Raw genomic sequence first — 18,337 nt, forward strand, 5'->3', positions numbered from 1 at the left:
CGGGCACCGGGTCGAAGAACTCAAAAGTTCTTCGACCCGGTGCCCGCTTTAATTCAGGGTCCCCGAGAAAAGTCACGGAAAAACGAGAAATTTCTCATGTGACGCCGCCGGTTTTCCGCCGGGTGGGGGTACGCTGGGCTGCGGCGAAACACGGCACAGCAGCGGAGGTTTTCACATGCCCGGAATCGTATTGGTCGGCGCCCAGTGGGGCGATGAAGGCAAGGGGAAGGCAACCGACCTCATCGGCACGAAGGTCGACTACGTGGCACGCTTCAACGGCGGCAACAACGCCGGCCACACGGTGGTCGTCGGCGACGAGTCGTACGCGCTGCACCTGCTGCCCAGCGGCATCATCAGCCCGAACGCGACGCCGGTCATCGGCAACGGCGTCGTCGTCGACCCCGAGGTGCTCTTCCAGGAGATCGACGGCCTCGAGGAACGCGGCATCGACTGCTCGCGCCTGCTGGTGAGCGAGTCCGCGCAGGTCATCGCGCCGTACCACCGCACCATCGACAAGGTCACGGAACGCTTCGCCGGCAAGAAGAAGATCGGTACCACGGGACGTGGCATCGGTCCCGCCTACGCGGACAAGATCAACCGCGTCGGCATCCGCGTGTCCGACCTCTTCGACGAGGAGGTGCTGCGCGACAAGGTGGAGTCGGCACTGCACCAGAAGAACCAGATCCTCGTCAAGCTGTACAACCGCCGCGCGGTGGACGTGGACGCCACCGTCGAGGAGCTGCTCGCGCTGGGCGAGCGCCTCAAGCCGTATGCGGCGAACACGTCGCTTGTGCTCAACCAGGCGCTCGACGAGGGCAAGACCGTCCTGTTCGAGGGCGGCCAGGCGACCATGCTCGACATCGACCACGGCACCTACCCCTTCGTGACCTCCTCCAACCCGACGGCCGGCGGCGCCTGCACGGGCACTGGCGTGGGCCCCACGAAGATCGACCGCGTGATCGGCGTCTCCAAGGCGTACGTGACGCGCGTGGGCGAGGGCCCCTTCCCGACCGAGCTGTTCGACGAGTGGGGCGAGTGGCTGCGTGCACAGGGCCACGAGTACGGCGTGACCACGGGACGCCCGCGCCGCTGCGGCTGGTTCGACGCGGTCGTGAACCGCTACGCGACCCAGGTCAACGGCCTGACGGATATCGTGCTCACCAAGCTCGACGTGCTCACCGGTCTGGAGGAGATCCCGATCTGCGTGGCCTACGACGTGGACGGCGTGCGCTACGATGACATGCCCACCGACCAGCGCGCCTTCGCCGCCGCCAAGCCCATCTACGAGACCATGCCCGGCTGGACCGAGGACATCTCCCAGGTGCACCGCTTCGAGGACCTGCCCGCCACATGCCAGGCCTACGTCAAGCGCCTCGAGGAGCTCTCCGGCTGCCGCATCTCCGCAATCGGCACCGGCCCCCAGCGTGACCACATCATCGAGGTGCATTCCCTGCTCGACTAGTCGGGAAGGCCCCTCGTGGAATATCGCCCCGACCGCGGCCGGCGGAGGCACCCTGTGCTCAAGGTGATCGGCGGCGTCCTCGCAGTGCTCTGCGCACTGCTGTTCGCGGCGCCGACGACCAATGCCGCCCTCAGGTCCATCGGACGGGTCACCACCGGCAGCATCGCCATCGAGGTCGTCGACACCGCCGGCGAGCCGGTGCGCATGTGTTCCGTGGGGGTGCTGCCGCTTGATGAGGGTGTGGCGATCAGGCTTGAAGCCATATACTCCGGCGGGACGCCCACCGTGTTCCGCGTCCCTTTCGGCAGGTGGGAGGCAAACGTCGACTGCGGCGTTGAGGCGCAGTTCTACCAGCATGTCACCCCGGTCAGCGTGCAACGTACCGTGGTCCTCGACGCGCACGATCCGCACGCACAGGTGCGGGTCGTGGTGCCGTAGGTCTTTGGGGTGGGGCTGGCGTCCCTGCTAGAAATATCACGAAAAACGTGATATTTCTAGCAGGGACGCCAGCCCCACCCCAAAGACCTACGGCACCAAAGTCGCGCGGCGCCCGTACGCTATCGTGGTGGTCGTGTCGCCGCCGGTGCGCGGATGCAAGCCGGCGTCGCGAGCCTATCACACGGACAGTCCCCGTCCCTCGCGGGGGTGCCCTGTTTATCATGGAGTGCGAACGGCCTTACCCAGAGCAGCATAAGGCGGTGAAGCATGACAGACCACGAGAGCGACGACGCCGGCAATCTCGCCGACGGCGCAGGCCCCGTCCACCTTGGCGCCCCGGTGACGTCCGCGGATCCCGATGGCCAGGCGGCTTCCGCAGCTCCTGCATCGCCCGCGGCAGAGGATGGTCTCCATTCCCCGTCGCCCGCCACCCTCGCCCACGACGAACGCGTCGCGCGCGAAGTCGAACAGGACGTCACCGGCACCGGCTGGCCGGACGACCAGCTCGACGACGCCCTGCGCCGCGAACTGCTCTCCCCGCATCCCACGGGCGCTGCCGCCGCACGCAAGCCGCCGAGCGTGCCGCTCGCGCCGCTCAAGCGCATGCAGGCGCGCTTCAACCCGCTCGCTGACTTCCTCTCCTACGTCGTCATCTTCCTCGGTGGCGCCGTCGGCACCGGCCTGCGCTACCTGCTGTGGCTCTCCATGCCGGCCTCCGCCTCCGGCCACGGCCTGCTGCTGGCCTTCCACCCCGCCACCTTCCTGGCGAACATGATCGCCTGTTTCCTCTTCGCGATGCTCACCTCCTACACCGCCCAGGCCATCTGGATGAAGAAACGCACCCGACAGCTGATGGGCCGCGGCATCGGCATGGGCATATGCGGCGGCTTCTCCACGCTCTCCGCGATGATGGTCGAGGACATCACCGCCCTGCACACCGGCGGCTACCTCGGCTTTTTCCTCTACACGATGCTCAGTTTCATCCTCGGCATCGCCGTCGCGTGGTTCGGTTCCTGGCTGGGCGTGCGCCTGACCGCCAAGCGCGTGGGCAGCGAGAACGTTGCCGAGGCCCTGCGCAACCTGCAGCACGCCAAGCCGGCGATCGGCGTGCGCGTGCCCGTCGACCCGTCCACCCAGCTGACATCCTCCTCGCTGGGCTCCCTGGCCGCCCGCACCGACGACCCGGACCCCGACACCGACGAGATCCCCGTGGTGCCCGACCCGATGACCGGGGAGGTGAAGTGATGGGCCAGTTCCTGCTGGTATGCTGCTGCGGCGGTCTGGGAGCCGTCGCCCGCTTCGTGCTCAATACCTCCATCCAGCGCTGGTGGAACCGCATCTTCCCCCTCTCGACCTTCATCATCAACGTCGTCGCCGCCTTCCTGGCGGGCATCGCGGCCGCCGCCTACTACTACCAGACCGTGCCCTACGCCACCTATCTGCTCTTCGTCGCCGGCTTCCTCGGCGGCTTCTCCACCTTCTCGACCGCCATCAACGAGATGGTGTCGCTGCTGAAGGTCCGCCAGCTGGGCATGGCCGGCGCCTACTTCCTGCTGACCGTCGCCATTCCCTTCCTCGCCGTCGTCCTCGGCTGGTGGGTCGGCTCGCGGGGGCACTGAGGGGCGTACGGAAAGTGGGTATGCGTGACGTCGTGCGCCGCGCTGGCGTCTCCTTGGTGGTCAACGGCACCGGCTACGTCTCCGACCGGCTGCGCGAACGCGTCGAGCGGGCGATGCGCGAACTCGACTACGTGCCCAACGACCTGGCACGCCACCTGTCGCAGGGCAGCACGGGGCTCGTCGGCGTCATCGTGCCGACGGTCATGCACCCCTTCTTCGCCACGCTGACGGCCGCCCTGCAGCGTGACCTGTCCGCGCGCGGCGTGGCCATTCCCGGGGACCTGCAGGTCGTGGCCGTCGGCGGCACCATGGTGACGTCGACGGCCGGATTGCCGCTGACCGCGATCCGCCAGGGCCGCCGACCTCGGAGGGTGTGTGACGGCACTCGTCGAAGGCCGCCCCATCGTGGACGCTGTCACCCCCGTGCACCTGGACCGGGGCCGGACCACGCGTGAGTAGTTGCCGGTTGTGTGTTGTGACCCGGTCACCAATCCGGAATTGGGCGACAAACGCACCCGTCAACATGGGATATCCGTCAGTTGTGTGTTGTGACCGGGGCATAACGCACAACTGCCGGATGCCTCGGGTAGCCCCTGGAGAAATCCAGCGCACCCCTGGATCGTCATCGGCGGCCTGGTCACCGGCGTCAGCATCGACGCCATCGCCTTCACCAGGTCGGAACCGCTCATCATCGTGCTGTGGTGCATCGCACAGCTCGGCTACAACATGATGCTCGCGCCCTACGTGGCCACCATGTCCGACCGCGTGCCGGACAAGGTGCGCGGCACCGTCTCCGGCTTCTACGGCGCCGGCATCGCCGTCGGCCAGACCCTCGGCTCCTACCTGCTGCGCCAAGGCACCAACGGCATCTTCGCGGGCTGGATGATGGGCTTCGCCGTCTTCTCGCTCGTCGGCATCTTCATCGTGGTCGTCTGGCCGCGCGAACGGCCGAACCTCGACGAGGCGCGCTCCGACGTCAACGCCCGCACCATCGTACGCAACTTCATCCCGCCGCGCCATGCGCCCGACTTCTACTATGCGCTCGTCGACCGCACCCTCATGATGGGCGGCTACTGGATGATCAACACCTACCAGCTGTACATCGCGCAGGACTACATCCTCGCCGGCGAGCCCGACGCCACGGACCGGGCGGCACAAATCATCGCCACCATGGCCATGATCACGCTCGTCGTCTCCCTCATCGCCGCCGTGACGGCCGGGCCAATCACCGACCGGCTGAATATGCGCAAGCTGCCCGTGGCGCTCGCCAGCTGCCTGTTCGCCGTGGGTGCCGCCATGCCGCTGATCTTCCGCTCCCCGGCAGGCATGTACCTGTTCGCGGGCGTGGCGGGCCTCGGCTACGGCGTGTACAACGCCATCGACCAGGCGCTCAACGTGGCGGTGCTGCCCAACCCCAAGGAAGCAGGCAAGGACCTCGGCATCCTCAACAAGGCCCACAAGCGAGAAATCCTCCGCACAGGAAGCCCGTGTGGAGGATTTTCCGGCAAGCAACGCTCCCCGACGTTGAGAGATATCAAATTCCGGCATATCGTGGGATACCGGCGGTCATGCAAATCTTCAAAACCGCCATGTTCCGCCATTCTTCGTCGGGCACGGCTGGTCGTATATCCCGCGGATGATATCTCTCAACGTACGAGGGCCATCAACGCTGCCTCACGAAGGCGACGCAGACGATCGTCAGGATCGCCAGCACGCCACTGACGATGAACAACGGCTGCGTGGCGCCCGCGCACAGCACCGTGACGCCGCCGGCCAGCGCACCGATCAGCTTGCCGCCGCTGTCGGCCGTGTTGAGCACCGCCAGGTAGGCGCCGCGCTCGCTCGTGCGCTCGATCACCGAGGTCGCCAGCGACTGCGCCAGGTCCTGCAGCATCGTCGTCGAGAAGGCGAACAAGGCAGCGAAGAGCATGAGGCCCGTCGCCGACGGCATGAGCAGCGGGCAGGCGACAGCCAGCACGCTGATCACGCACGCGGCAATCGCCGGCGCACGCACGTCGTCCTCCCACTTCGCCATCACCGGCCGCAGCACCACCGTGGCAATCGCCATGCACACGTACGCGACGACCGCCATCGCCACCACCGCCAGCATGGTCATGCGCAGGTCGAGCGGGGCGTCGAAGCCATGCACGTACTTCACGATGAACCACACGAAAGCCAGCGGCACGGTGACGGCGGCGCTCGCCAGCAGGCGCGCCAGCGTGGCGACCAGCCACGCGCGTGGCGCGCCCGGCACGCGCAGGATCGTCGTCATGTCGGACGTGGCCATCGGCGTGATCCGCAGATAGGAGCTGGAGTGCTCGCGCGGCACCACCAGCAGCATGCACACCGCCGCAAGCGCGACGGCGCCGGCACAGATCTCGATGCCGCCGGCCGCCGCATCCATGCACAGCGCGGCGACGACGACGCCCGCCAGCAGGCCCGCACCCCAGCCGACCTTGCGCCACAGGGCGACGGCGTCGCGGAACTTGTCGGGGACGCGCTCGCCGATGGAGGCGAAGAGCGCGAACTGCATGGCGGCGAAGCCCAGCTGCAGGAAGGCCCAGGCGACGGTCAACGTGACGTCGGTGCGGCTGGCGGCGAGCGCCGAGGTGAGCAGGACGGCGACGACGGCGCCACCGAGGAACCAGGGGGCACGGCGGCCGTATTTCGTGCGCGTGCGGTCGGATACGGGCAGCATGACCGCGGTGGACAGGATGGTGACGGCCACGCCGATGGCGATCAGCCAAGCGAGGTCGGTGGTGCCGTCGAAGCCGCCGACCATCTGGTCGAGGCGTTCGGGCACGAGCACCAGGTTCAGTGCGCACAGCGCGAAGGACAGGAAGAAGGAGGTCAGGGCGAAGCCGGTCTTCATGCGCACGACCTCGACGTGGGTGGGGCGGTAGCCGGAGGCGTCCACCATGGGGTCGCGCAGGTCGAGGAAGGCGGATTCGGCGTCGGGCAGCGGGTCGTCGTGTACGGCGGGCGTGTTCTCGAGGGCGGCGGCCTGCACTTCGGGCTGGGCGGCGGCGTCGGGGGCGACCTGCGGCTTCTGGCGTACGGCCAGGCGCTGGACGGCCTCCATGTCCTCGTCGCTCAGTGCCGTGTCCCAGTCGGGGCGGTCGTCGATGCCGGGGCGGATGAAGTCCTGGTTGGGGAAGGGCCGGGGCGGCTGCTGGGGCGCGCCTTCCGGCGTCGGCTCGGTGCCGGGTTGGTTCTGGTTGGTCATGGTGTCCACTGTAGTCGGTGGACCTGTTTTGAGCGGAGCCGCATCGCTACGGTCTGATTGCCCGTACGCGGATACAGAAAAAATGGATATGGAGATGATGGACGCGGTGAATGCGAGTAATTGCAAGAGCTATGCGTGAAGCAATGAAACGTTTGTGGTGGTGCGTCACTTTAGTTGTCGTATTGGAATTTCTGGCCTTATGCCTAGGGTACATGTGCGTGCCTTCTGCTCCTGTGGCCGTCCCCGGGCAGATGGGGCGATATGGGGGATGCAGCTTCTGGACGCCATGGGCTTGCTAGGCATTGCCGGCGTGGGTGCCGGACATGGCGCTGGCTGCAGGAAACATGAACGTTGCGCGCCACCGGTTGCCGTGTCGTTCCCAGTGTGCGCTGCCCCCGATTCCCTCCAGTTGCCTGGAATGCCTGAGCAACCCGGATGACAGGCCGTGCCGTGCCGTGTCCTCCGCGCGGCAGATGTCGGATACCTGGAACATGACCGACCCGTCTTGGGTTTGGAGGGTGACCAGGTAGGGGTATGCCGGATTCGCATGCTTGGCAATGTTGACAAAGGTCTCGACTATTACTTTCCTGAGCAAGGAGGCGCTGGGAATGTCCGGCAATGATTCCGGATCAGGCGCCAACACCTCGCCTCGGAAGCCATCGCGTTGAAGCCGTTGCTGCTCCTTGGCGAGCAGCTGTGTCACGTGCGGCCAGAGCGGGGACTCGGGTGGGGCATCCGTGGGGTCTTCAAGCACTTCGATGATATGGTGCGTTTCATCCAGCACTGCGACAAGGTCTTCTTTGAGCTGGGTCTCATTGAGGGTTCCGATGTCGAGTTGCACCAACAGGCGACCCAATTGATTGGAAATGGAATCGTGCAAGGCGGAAGCCAAGCGAATGCGTTCCCCGGCAAGCTTGTTGCGGATTTCGGCTTGTCTGCCCAGGTGTATCTGACGGAGGAGTGCGCCCATGACAGCGGCGGCGCCGAGGATGACGATGCCGGTGAGGATATCCAGTCCGCCCATGGTATCATCCATGCCATTGAGACGGGAACTGATCATCATGGCGGCCAAGGAAAAGGGAACGGCAAGCAGTGTGCCGTATGTGGTGAGATATCCCAGGATGCCGATGTCCACGATGAACAGGGTGGTGATGATCGAAGGCATGCGGAAAGGGACGCAAGCATTGACGATGAGCACTGCCAACATGGCCCAAGCGCCAATCCGGGGTCTGTACGCGGTGAGTGCCATCACGGCCGTAGTGGCTGCAAGCAAGAGGTCGGCTGCCATTGAGGCGAAGAGATGCGTGGCGATTCCTTCTACCAGGTACATCACCGTCGCTACACATGCAATGAGTGCCATCCAGGGATGGGAAACATGTGTCAAGACGGCGTGCTTCCACTTCCTGAAGGTTGCCTTGACGGCTTCACCTAAAACAAATGGATGGCGCGGCATGTCTTGATCGCCTCGTTTCGGCTGCTCACCGATAGCTTCCCCATCGCATGGTGCACATGGGAGAAGACAGTGCCGGAACTGATGTTCAAATACCCGGCAATGTCCTCGGTGGACATGTGGTCCGAATACATACGCAGTATCTCCGTTTCGCGATGGGTCAGGGAAGGCAATGCCGTCGTGCCGACCAAGGCGGCATGTGCCGCTTGAGGTGTGGGGAATCCGGGAATGACGGCCTGTCCATGCGCTGCCTGTGCAATGGCGTTTGCCAGCACGTCGGGTTTCCCGAGGGCATGCTTTTCCAGAAGGCCCTGTGCCCCACTGCGCACAAGGGCGTCACGATAATGCTTGATCGGGTATGCCGTCACGCCGATGATGCCGACATCCGCATCATGCCTGCGGATGCGTTCGCATACGTCTGGACCTGAAAGGCCATGCAATGCCATGTCAAGCAGGAGAACCTGCGCCTTGGTTCCCTGCTCGTCGTACAGGCAGTGTTCCAATGCGTGTTGTGCATTCTCCGCAACCCACGTCATGCGGAATGCCGGATCAGCCTGTTCGACCAGCAAGGACATCATGTGCAAGGCGCATGGGTCGTTGTCCACGATGCCGATGCGGATGGTGTTTTTTCCCGGTTGCCCTTCTCGCGTTCCCATTTCATTAGGATACCAAGAACCGGCTATTATCCGCAATTCGGAGGACTCCAGTTTTTCTGTAGTTCCAGGTGCGGCGTACATCCAAGTGCCATATCGTGATGAATGTTTCCGCAAGGAAGCGGAAGCGCTCTTGCTTCACTTGCACGCTTACGGCTGCAGTGTCCGTCGCGGGTGTACTCCGCGGCCAATGTACTGAAGAACACGAAGGATGGGATTCATCATGAAGAAGAGAATCCGTGCCGTTCTGGCCGCGGTGGTTGCTGGCGGTCTTTTGGGCGCCTGCGTACCGACGGCGAGCGCTGGCGAACTCACCTTATGGGAGAACGACAACTATACCGGGTATCGCATTGTTTTTCCCTACTGCAATGCGGATTTTCAGGATAATATCTATGATTCGGGCACGCAGAATCTGGTCAGCTACGTGACAATCTGGAACAACACGGTTATCGCAGGGGACAGGGCCATTGCCAAGATCAAGTACAACCAAGGTGTGTCTGTCTTCAGCGCCAGGAATGCCGCTGATCATGCGACCTGCTACGGGTGATTCCGAAACGCATGCCGAATGTGTTCCGTGACCGATGATTGCTGCGGGTGTTTGTTGACACAGCAATCGCAGCAATCATCTGATTGTCTTGAATCACTATGCAACCAGGAGGGGAGAGACGTAGATAAATGGGAAAGAATACAACATCCAGGGCAATGTTGCTCGTGTGCGCTGTCGTCGCATGTCTGGTGGGACTCAGTTCATGCGGCTCCCCCAACGCTGCAGACGTGCCTGACACGGTGACGGTTGCCACGGTGGAGCTGTCGGACGTGCCCATGGAGGTCATGCAGGCGGAGGAGGTGCTCATGGCACAATGCGCCCGCACGAAGGGCTTCGAAGTGCCCGTCAGCTACACGGTTCCCGCGGTGCCGCAGAGCTACTCGGACGTCGGAGGGGTGTTCCGCAGCCGGGAGGAGGCGCAAAGCGTGGGGTACGCCTCCCAGACCGTCACCAACATGGAGGACACCAACGCCGAGCAGAACGAGTATGTGGACTCCCTATCGGCTGCCGACCGTGAGCGCTATGACCGGGAAATCGTCTCGGAGGAGGGTAACAGCTGCATGGTGCAGGCCGCCACCATGCTGTACGGGTCGTACCGGGAATCCACGGCCATTTTCAATACCTTCAACGAGGTGCAACGTGAACGTTCCGCCTCCGCGTTGGATGACAAGGACGTGCAGTCGGCCATCATGGACGAGTACGTCCCCTGCATGAAACGCGCGGGATACGAGGTGCGTGGATTGCGCGGAGGGGAGCTGGCCGGCAAGACCTTCGGACGGTACCGCGCATGGAACGAAGCCCCGAACGCCGACGAGCGCGCGATGGCCACGCAGGACTGGACCTGCCAGGTCGAGGCGAAGCTCATGGAGCGCATCAACGATTCGCTGGAGCGCAGCGCGGGCACCTGGATGCTCGCCAACGAAGCCACGATTCTCGAGCGCCATGAGAAGCTCCAACAGGCCAAGGGCATCGCCAACCAAGTGCTGGCCGGCAAAAGCTCCTTCGAGGACATGGCCTCCGCCGACGGCAAGCAGGACTGACAGCGCCATGCACCATCGACGCCACGCTTGGCTGCGTTCCCTGGGCATCGCCGTGCTGGCCGTGCTGCTCACCGGCCTGCTCGTCACCGGCATCGTCGCCACCGTGGTGGGCATGCGCGCCGCGCAGGAGCCGGAGCCCGAGGCGGTCACGTTGACCACCACCATCCGCACGCGCACGCTCGCGGACGAACTGTCCGGCCAGCTCGTCGCCTATCCGCACGCTACGCTGGCCGTGCCCGCGGAAGGCACCGTCACCCGTGCCGGCCTTGCGGCAGGCGCCACGCTGCAGGAGGGCGGCATCGTCGGTGTCGTCAACGAGCGGCCCATCCTCTTCCTGCAGGGCGCCGTGCCCGCCTGGCGTACGCTGGCGCCCGGCACGCGCGGCGCGGACGTGCGTCAGCTGCAGGACGCCCTGATGCGCTTGGGGTACGCCGTCTATGACGAATCGGGTGTCTACGGCGACTCCACCGCCTATGCCGCGGCCCTGCTGATGGGTGCGCTCGGCTTCGACGCGGTGGATGCCTCGGGCGCCGCACTGCCCGCGGACAGGACCAAGCAGACGGCGATCCCGCAAGGGCAGCTCGTCTTCCTGCCGTCCGCGGCCGTCGTCGCCGCAGACACCTGTGGCACCGCCGGCACTGCGGTAGCCGGCACGCTGTGCACGCTGCAGACAGGCGCGCGCGACTACGCCGTCTCCTTCCCTGCTTCCGACGTGCCCGACCCGGCCGTGCTCCAGGGCGCCCCGGCCGTGGTCCCCGTGGCCGACGGCCCCGTGACCGGCACTGTCGGAGCCGTCTACGAGCCACCGGCTGTCGAAAACGACCAGTCGAAGGAGAACGCGGACTCCGGTACGCAGGACCGTGCCGTCGTCCTGCAGCTGGAGAACCTGGACACGGCTGCGCTGCCGGCCGACCCGGGCAGCATGCGCGTGACCGTGACCCGTCAGGCGGGCCGCACGGACGCGTTGACCGTGGAATCGTCGGCCCTCCGGCGTAACGGCGACACGGTGTGGGTGCGCACGGACACGCGCGAGCGCGTGCCGGTGCGCACGGGCCTATGTGTGCAGGGGGTATGCGAGGTGGAGGCGGACGGATTGGCCGACGGTACGGTCGTGCTGCTGCCCACGGACGGGGAGCGCGACGATGGCTGATACGCCGCTGGCCGTCCTGCGCGGCGTCGGCCGGTCATTCCCGGGTGTACGGGCGTTGCGCGACGCGACCTTTGAACTGGACGAGGGACAGTCGGTCGCGGTGACCGGTCCGTCGGGTTCCGGCAAGTCGACGCTGCTGTCGATCATGGGACTGCTCGATTCGCCGACGACCGGCACCTATGAGCTGTGCGGACAGGATGTCACGCATGCGTCTCGTGCACGGCGGGGCGTCTTGCGCCGCGACTACGTCGGCTTCGTATTCCAGGCGTTCCACCTCGTGGAGCATCTCACGGTGCTCGAGAACGTGCTGGTCGGACTGACGATTCGCGGCTGCCACGGAGCGCAGGCACGCGGGTTGGCGCTTGACGCGCTGGACCGTGTGGGGCTGGGCGGCAAGGACTCGCGACGCCCGCTCGACCTGTCGGGCGGCGAGCGCCAGCGCGTCGCCATCGCGCGCGCCGTGGCGCTTCCACCGCGGCTGCTGCTGTGCGACGAACCCACCGGCAACCTCGATTCGCGCAATTCGCAGCTCGTGGTGGAGCTGCTGCACGACGTGACGGGTCCGCGGACGGCGCTGGTGCTGGTAACGCACGACGAGGCGGTGGCGCGGTCGTGTGCGCGGCGCCTCGCCGTGCATGATGGCGTGGTGCAGGAGGAGGGAGCATGAACCATGCGTTGGTGCGTGCGGTTCTGGCGTTGGTGCGTCGGTGGCGGCGCAACCTGCTGTCCTTGTGCGCAGTGCTGTTCTGCGCGGCGACCTTCGTGGTGCTGCAGGGCGTCACCTTGGCGTCCACGGACCGGACGGCGCAGCGGTTCGTGGACATGGAGCCGTCCACGGTGACGGTCACGTTGCCGGCGTCTGCGTGGGAGCGCGACGAGAGCGAACTGACGGCGGCGTTGCGCGGCATGCCGCAGGTGCGTTCGGCAGGTACGCTCGTCATGGGCGATGCGGTCGGCGTGCCGGTGGAGGTGACAGCCTGGGGAGATTCGATCGGCACGACCGTGGCGGTGGGGACTGCGGCGGGCGTGGCGGCACGCGGCGGTTCCGTGGAAACCGGGTTGCCCATGGCGGATGACGATGTGGACGTGGTCATGCTGGGCGCCCGGGTTGCGTCGGAGCTGGGCGTGACAGGGGCGCAGGAGGGGCAGGTGGTCGAGGTGAACGACCGGCCCATGCGCGTGGCGGGCATCCTGTCGGATGCCCCCGACCAGTCCGCGCTGGCCACGGGCATCCTGGTGTCTCCGGCGGGGGCGCGGGCAATGGGCATCCTGCCGGTCAATCGCGTAGTGCAGGTGGCCGTCGAGGAAGGGACGGCGTCGCAAGTCGCCAGTCTGCTGCCCATGGCCCTGGCGCCGGCCGCCCCGGAGTCGGTGTCCGTCAAGCTGCCGGCGGATCCGCGGGCCCTGCGCATGGGACTCATGGCGGACGCCCAGCAGACCACGCTGGTCATCACCGTGGTCATGGTGGTCGTCAGCGTGTTCACGGTCGTCAATACCATGCAGGTGGCCGTCACTGAGCGGCGTCGGGAAATCGGCATCAGTCTGGGGCTGGGCATGCCCGCATGGCAGGTGGCGCTCCAGTTCCTCCTGGAATCCATGCTGCTGGGGTGTGCCGGGGCCCTGGCCGGCTTGGCGCTGGGTGCGCAGGTTACGGCCGTGGTCGCCATGGCCATGGGATGGCGGTTCCTGCTGCCGGCGACGGTGGCATGGGTGCCCCTGGCTGGTGCGTTCGTAGGAGCCGTCGGCGGCATGGTGCCCGCCGTGCAGGCCACACGCGTGGATCCTGCGGAACTGCTGCGCAGCATGTGATTCCTCGAGGACGGCTGCCGGCTTACGTGGAGATTCCATGAAGGTTTCCGAAAGATGGACGTCAGGGGAGCGGCGAATCTGTTTTCTGTAATATGACTTGCAACCGCGGGGACACAATCCCCGGCGCGACATCCGACCGTGGGGCGATTGCAAGCATGACCGACGCAAACGAACCATGACCGTGGCGGCATGCCACACCTACATGAACAAAGGAGTGCCTCATTATGGCAGCAACTATCTGGTACGAAGACGACGGCGATCTCTCGGTCCTCGACGGCAAGAAGGTCGCGATCATCGGCTACGGCTCGCAGGGCCACGCACATGCGCTCAACCTGCGTGACTCGGGCGTCGACGTCGTCGTCGGCCTGCGCCCGAACTCGAAGTCCGTGGAATTCGCCAAGGAGCAGGGTCTGGAAGTCAAGAGCGTTCCGGAAGCCGCTGCCGAGGCCGACGTCATCATGATCCTGGCGCCCGACCAGTACCAGAAGGGCATCTGGGAGAACGACATCGAGCCGAACATCAAGGAAGGCGCCGCCCTGGCCTTCGCCCACGGCTTCAACATCCACTACGGCTACATCAAGCCGAGCGAGGACCACCCGGTCTTCATGGTCGCCCCGAAGGGCCCCGGCCACATCGTGCGTCGTGAGTACGCCGCCGGCCGTGGCGTGCCGGTCGTGACCGCCGTCGAGCAGGATCCGCGCGGCGACGGCTGGGACCTCGCCCTGGCTTACGCCAAGGCCATCGGCGCCCTGCGCGCCGGCGCCATCAAGACCACCTTCAAGGAGGAGACCGAGACCGATCTCTTCGGCGAGCAGAACGTGCTGCTGGGCGGCGTGAACAAGCTCGTCGAGATGGGCTTCGAGGTCCTCACCGACGCCGGCTACCAGCCGGAGATCGCCTACTTCGAGGTCTGCCACGAACTCAAGATGATCGTGGACCTCATGAACGAGGGCGGCCTGAACAAGGACCGTTGGTCCTGCTCCGACACCGCGCAGTACGGCGACTACGTGAACACCGTGATCGACGAGCACGCCCGCGAGCGCATGCAGTACCACCTCAAGCGCATCCAGGACGGCTCCTTCGCCCAGGAGTTCATGGACGACCAGGCTGCCGGCGCCCCGAAGTTCAAGCAGCTGCAGGAGGAGTACTCCAACGTGCGCATCGAGGAGGTCGGCCCGAAGCTGCGCGCCATGTTCTCCTGGAACAACGAGGCCGCGAAGGACGCCGACGAGGCCAACTCCTTCACCGGCAAGATCGCCCGCGCCCAGGTCCAGGACGCCGAGTGATCCCCGCGCCTGAAGGCGCATGACCCAAGACGAGGCGGGTGCCTCCCAAACGGGAGGCACCCGTTTTATATATTGGTGGCAGGGGTGGTATCTAATTTGCGCATGTTTCGATATCGATATAACATTACATAAATACTGAAATGATATGAGAATCGATGCGGAGGTGATGGGGAATTCGAATATGACCCAAACAAGAGCGCTGCCAACCTGGCCAGGCATGGACTTGATTTCGTTCAGGCGCAGCGCCTCTGGGACGATCCGGAGCTGATCGAATTCCGGCTGGCATACGAGGACGAACCACGATGGGCGGTTGTCGGCATGCTGGACGGCAAGCATTGGACCGGGATCTACCGGGAGTCCCGGATACGAATCATCAGCGTACGGCGCTCCCATCCGAAGGAGGGACGATTCTATGAAGACAGCAAAAGCCTCTGAACTTGACCGCATCATGGACGAAGGAGAGGAAAGCATCCTCGACTATGCGGATCTCAGTACCCTGAGGAAACCCAACAAGGAACGACAGCGGTCGTTGAGCATCCAGCTGCCTGAGTGGCTCGTCGAGACTCTCGACCGCGAGGCGAGCCGAATGGGCGTCAGCCGACAGGCCATCCTCAAGGTGTGGCTCGTGGAACGCGCCGACAGCATGCGGGCCACCGAATAGGTCCTCGCGGCGGTTGCACGGCAAGTGCCGCAATGGACAGCGTCGCACACAACGACGGGCATGTCGTTGTGTGCGACGTGCTACCTTGGTGCCCATGTGTGGAACGATCATGATGATGGCGTGGGACATTCCCATGCGTTGATCCTCTGGCACTACGAAAGTCCCAGAACGAATCGATAAGTCAATTGCGCGCAAGCCGTCCGCCGGGCGGCATCTTTGCCATGCCCGGAACCCATCGTTGCACCGGGTGCGCGCCATCACGGAAAGCATCATCATGACCCTGACCCAACTGACCCAACCAACCCGCCACTGGCGCCGTCCCGTGGCACTTCTCCTGACCGGCCAGGCGCTCTCGCTCATCGGCTCGAGCATCGTGCAGTATGCCATCGTCTGGCATCTGGTCATGCGTACCGACTCGGGGATTGCCATGACCGTCATCATGCTGTGTGCGGCGCTCCCGCAGGCCGTCGTCTCGCTGTTCGGCGGCGTGTGGGCGGACCGCTGGAGCCGCAAGCTGCTCATCATGCTGCCGGACGGCATCATCGCTGTCGTCACGGTCGCGCTGTCGCTGTTCATCGCGCACGGTGCGGACGCACTCGTGCTGTTCTTCGTCGTCCTGGCGATCCGCTCGGCCGGCGCCGGCGTGCAGACGCCGGCCGTGCAGTCGTTCATCCCGGACATCACGCCGGAAGACAGGCTGCTGCGCGTCAACTCGATCAACGGCACCATCCAGTCGGTGAACATGATCGCCGCGCCCGCGCTGGCCGCGGTGCTCGTCAATCTCGTGCCGTTGTGGGCGATCCTCTACGTGGACGTGACGACGGCGAGCATCGGCATCGTCTTCGTCGCGCTCATCCGCGCGGCGAAGATGGCGCCGACGTCCGCGCGCTCGGTGGTGGGGGAGATGCGCGCCGGCCTGCGCTATGCGTGGCGCTTCCCGCGCATCCGTGCCGTGCTGGTGTCCTACACCGCGGTCTGCTTCATCAATATCGCGCCGATGAACCTGACGATGCTGCTCATGAACCGCGGATTCCAGGGGCAGTCGCTCGACCTTGGCTTCACGGTGCTGCACACCGCCTCGGACAAGCTCGCGGCGAACGAGATGGCGTGGAGCCTGGGCATGGTGCTCGGAGGCGCGCTCCTGGCGACGGTCGGCGCGCGGGTCTTCCACGACAACATGGCGCTGCTGGCGGCGTCGTTCCTGGCGATGGGCGCGTGCACAGTGGCGCTGGGGCTGGCGCCCACGCTGCTGGCGTACCTGATCGTGGACTTCCTGATCGGCGTGGGCACCGCACTGGGCTCCTCGCCGACCTACACGCTGCTGCAGCAGGAGACGGCGTCGGACATGCAGGGCCGCGTCTTCGGCCTGCTGACGACCTTCTCTGGCTTCGGCACCCCGCTGGGCATGCTGGTGTTCGGGCCGCTGGCCGAGGTGATGGACGTGCAGACGATCTTCGTGGTCGGCGGCGTGCTGACAATCCCGCTGGGCGTGTGGCTCTGGCGCCTGAACCGTCGCGTGCCCGCTTCGCCCTGACTCCGTCCGTGTTATAAGGGGCACGCCCAGAGGGACAGAGGCGACCGGCCGTGGTGCACGACAATTCCTTTCCGTCTGCAATCAATAAGATGGCAATTCATTGATTCAACAATTGTTTTGCTTTCGGATTGACTGCGAATCCCCGGTCCACCAGTCGTAGGCTCAGCTTGCCATTGAGTCCTTTGACGACGGTATCGCGCACGCACTGCCCGGTGCCGAGGGCATACCGGCGTATATGGATGTCGGGAACGACGTCATGGTCGCCATCACTCATCCACACGTCCACGAAACCTTCGGTGAACCATGCAATGATCGACTTGGTACTGTTGAACCCGTCGAAGGCATGCTCGTCGTTGATGACTTGGGTGATGCCAGTCTGCGGATCGGTTTTCATGATCCTGCCGCGCCCAGATACCCAATACAGGCTGCCGTTCTGGTAATTCAAGCCGTCGGCAGTGGCAACATCACTTTCCTGTTCGCCTACGAGGGCCGGCATGCCATCCTCGGTATGCAGGGGGAGGATGGTGCGTTCCCCACTGCGCACATTGTATTTGGTCAATGCTTGGAACGAGCGGCACGGTACGTCGGGAAAACTGTTGTCCTCGTGCAATTCGGAGAGATAATTCTCCAAGGGTTCCGTTTGCACTGAGGAATCCTCGATGCTGCTGGACACGATGGCGGGTTCGTCGGCGAACCGGCCGACAGTCGTGATGTCGTAGTTGGTGATGGCGAGGAACTCGTCGCCGACGCATGCCGTAGCGTCGGACAGGCTGATATTGGGCGTAGGTCCTTCATATTCCGCCAATTTGCGGCCTGCATAATCCTGGGTGTCGGTCCACTGCCACAGGGACACGGCGATGACCAATGCATCACCGTGCCGTCCGGAGTCATGAATCATCTGCAAGCCATATAGTCCTGTAGAACAGTGTGCTGTCCCGATGGTCAGGGCGTCGACTTTGGTTTCGTGCGTGGACTCCCTGTCACCTGAACGTACGGAGACATACTCGAAGTATTCTTCGCCGTCGGCCCCATACCCGCCGTTGTAAAGCGCCACTTCAGTGCCGCTGTCCAAGGTGACCATGGCGTCCATGTCCGGGGATTCCTTGTCATTGTCCCAGATTTGGGGCGTCTGGTGCTCCCTCATGAGGAAATCATGGGAAGCATCCCGGAAGACCAGACCATGTTCGGTCCAATCAATGTCCGCCATGTCAATGCCTTCGTTCTGCACGCTCCTATAGCTACCGTCTGGGTAAATGAACACCATGGCGCCCGGATCCGTCGGCAAGGAGGTAGATGCCTGAGGCGTGAGGTAGGCGACGGCATACACGTCCGCGATATCGATGCCATCCAGCTGCGCTGCGTGTGGCAATACAGGCAGGCTGCAAGCCGTACAAGCGAACAACGTCATGGCCAAGCATGCGGCCGCAATAAGTCGGCGAATCTTCAAGACTTTGCCTTTCTG

General features: G+C 64.7%; 16 protein-coding genes and 3 pseudogenes. 15 read left to right on the plus strand and 4 right to left on the minus strand.

Translation table 11 applies throughout. The features are described 5' to 3' along the window. Positions 1–175 precede the first annotated feature (175 nt). The 6 genes and pseudogenes from BCUN_RS00005 to BCUN_RS11715 form a co-directional block, all read left to right on the plus strand. On the plus strand, positions 176–1,462 hold the full coding sequence (locus tag BCUN_RS00005; RefSeq protein ID WP_033515220.1) for an adenylosuccinate synthase: 1,287 nt from the start codon (positions 176–178) through the stop codon (positions 1,460–1,462). A 54-nt stretch (positions 1,463–1,516) separates the two neighbouring features. After that, positions 1,517–1,900, plus strand: a complete 384-nt coding sequence (locus tag BCUN_RS00010) for a hypothetical protein (protein ID WP_033515218.1) — start codon at positions 1,517–1,519, stop codon at positions 1,898–1,900. A gap of 267 nt (positions 1,901–2,167) precedes the next feature. Beyond that, positions 2,168–3,145 carry a fluoride efflux transporter FluC gene (locus tag BCUN_RS00015; RefSeq protein ID WP_051920370.1) on the plus strand — a complete coding sequence of 326 codons (978 nt, stop codon included), beginning with the start codon at positions 2,168–2,170 and terminating at the stop codon, positions 3,143–3,145. Then, positions 3,145–3,519, plus strand: coding sequence for a fluoride efflux transporter FluC (locus BCUN_RS00020; protein WP_033515216.1), 375 nt, complete (start codon positions 3,145–3,147; stop codon positions 3,517–3,519). The genes BCUN_RS00015 and BCUN_RS00020 overlap by 1 nt, the downstream gene beginning before the upstream one ends. A gap of 20 nt (positions 3,520–3,539) precedes the next feature. Further along, positions 3,540–3,785, plus strand: a pseudogene (locus BCUN_RS12665) (LacI family DNA-binding transcriptional regulator); the annotation flags it as partial. A gap of 346 nt (positions 3,786–4,131) precedes the next feature. Then, positions 4,132–4,977: pseudogene (locus BCUN_RS11715) on the plus strand (MFS transporter); the annotation flags it as partial. A 205-nt stretch (positions 4,978–5,182) separates the two neighbouring features. Here BCUN_RS11715 and BCUN_RS00035 read toward each other — a convergent pair. The 3 genes from BCUN_RS00035 to BCUN_RS00045 all read right to left on the minus strand — a co-directional run bounded on the left by BCUN_RS00035 (position 5,183) and on the right by BCUN_RS00045 (position 8,851). Continuing rightward, positions 5,183–6,745 (minus strand): MFS transporter, encoded by a 1,563-nt coding sequence (locus BCUN_RS00035; protein ID WP_033515212.1) that lies wholly within the window; start codon positions 6,743–6,745, stop codon positions 5,183–5,185. A 295-nt stretch (positions 6,746–7,040) separates the two neighbouring features. Beyond that, on the minus strand, positions 7,041–8,105 hold the full coding sequence (locus tag BCUN_RS00040; protein WP_152598029.1) for a sensor histidine kinase: 1,065 nt from the start codon (positions 8,103–8,105) through the stop codon (positions 7,041–7,043). Between the two features lie 68 nt (positions 8,106–8,173). Next, positions 8,174–8,851 carry a LuxR C-terminal-related transcriptional regulator gene (locus tag BCUN_RS00045; RefSeq protein ID WP_051920372.1) on the minus strand — a complete coding sequence of 226 codons (678 nt, stop codon included), beginning with the start codon at positions 8,849–8,851 and terminating at the stop codon, positions 8,174–8,176. Between the two features lie 220 nt (positions 8,852–9,071). Between BCUN_RS00045 and BCUN_RS00050 the strand changes: the two genes are divergently transcribed. The 9 genes and pseudogenes from BCUN_RS00050 to BCUN_RS00085 all read left to right on the plus strand — a co-directional run bounded on the left by BCUN_RS00050 (position 9,072) and on the right by BCUN_RS00085 (position 16,875). Continuing rightward, on the plus strand, positions 9,072–9,395 hold the full coding sequence (locus tag BCUN_RS00050) for a hypothetical protein (protein ID WP_033515208.1): 324 nt from the start codon (positions 9,072–9,074) through the stop codon (positions 9,393–9,395). A 227-nt stretch (positions 9,396–9,622) separates the two neighbouring features. Beyond that, positions 9,623–10,435 (plus strand): hypothetical protein, encoded by an 813-nt coding sequence (locus tag BCUN_RS00055; protein WP_152598028.1) that lies wholly within the window; start codon positions 9,623–9,625, stop codon positions 10,433–10,435. Positions 10,436–10,442: 7 nt separating this feature from the next. Continuing rightward, positions 10,443–11,585 carry a peptidoglycan-binding protein gene (locus tag BCUN_RS00060; protein ID WP_033515205.1) on the plus strand — a complete coding sequence of 381 codons (1,143 nt, stop codon included), beginning with the start codon at positions 10,443–10,445 and terminating at the stop codon, positions 11,583–11,585. Beyond that, positions 11,578–12,252 carry an ABC transporter ATP-binding protein gene (locus BCUN_RS00065; protein ID WP_033515203.1) on the plus strand — a complete coding sequence of 225 codons (675 nt, stop codon included), beginning with the start codon at positions 11,578–11,580 and terminating at the stop codon, positions 12,250–12,252. Before BCUN_RS00060 ends, BCUN_RS00065 begins: the two co-directional genes overlap by 8 nt. Then, positions 12,249–13,394 carry an ABC transporter permease gene (locus tag BCUN_RS00070; protein WP_033515201.1) on the plus strand — a complete coding sequence of 382 codons (1,146 nt, stop codon included), beginning with the start codon at positions 12,249–12,251 and terminating at the stop codon, positions 13,392–13,394. Before BCUN_RS00065 ends, BCUN_RS00070 begins: the two co-directional genes overlap by 4 nt. 224 nt (positions 13,395–13,618) lie before the next feature. After that, positions 13,619–14,680, plus strand: coding sequence for a ketol-acid reductoisomerase (ilvC, locus tag BCUN_RS00075; protein WP_033515199.1), 1,062 nt, complete (start codon positions 13,619–13,621; stop codon positions 14,678–14,680). Between the two features lie 192 nt (positions 14,681–14,872). Beyond that, positions 14,873–15,115: pseudogene (locus tag BCUN_RS11720) on the plus strand (BrnT family toxin); the annotation flags it as partial. Then, a complete protein-coding gene (gene brnA, locus BCUN_RS00080) occupies positions 15,093–15,341 on the plus strand; it encodes a type II toxin-antitoxin system BrnA family antitoxin (protein WP_033515197.1) in 249 nt (82 codons plus the stop codon). The pseudogene BCUN_RS11720 and the gene brnA, both read left to right, overlap by 23 nt. Before the next feature lie 274 nt (positions 15,342–15,615). Then, the gene (locus BCUN_RS00085) at positions 15,616–16,875 is read left to right on the plus strand and encodes an MFS transporter (protein WP_033515265.1); all 1,260 of its coding nucleotides are present in this window, start codon (positions 15,616–15,618) and stop codon (positions 16,873–16,875) included. Between the two features lie 97 nt (positions 16,876–16,972). Here BCUN_RS00085 and BCUN_RS00090 read toward each other — a convergent pair whose 3' ends face one another. Then, entirely contained in the window at positions 16,973–18,283 is a 1,311-nt protein-coding gene (locus tag BCUN_RS00090) for a hypothetical protein (protein ID WP_152598027.1), read from the minus strand. Positions 18,284–18,337: the final 54 nt, after the last annotated feature.

The sequence above is a fragment of the Bifidobacterium cuniculi genome (genome assembly GCF_000741575.1).
In the GTDB taxonomy this organism is placed as follows: Bacteria; Actinomycetota; Actinomycetes; order Actinomycetales; family Bifidobacteriaceae; genus Bifidobacterium; species Bifidobacterium cuniculi.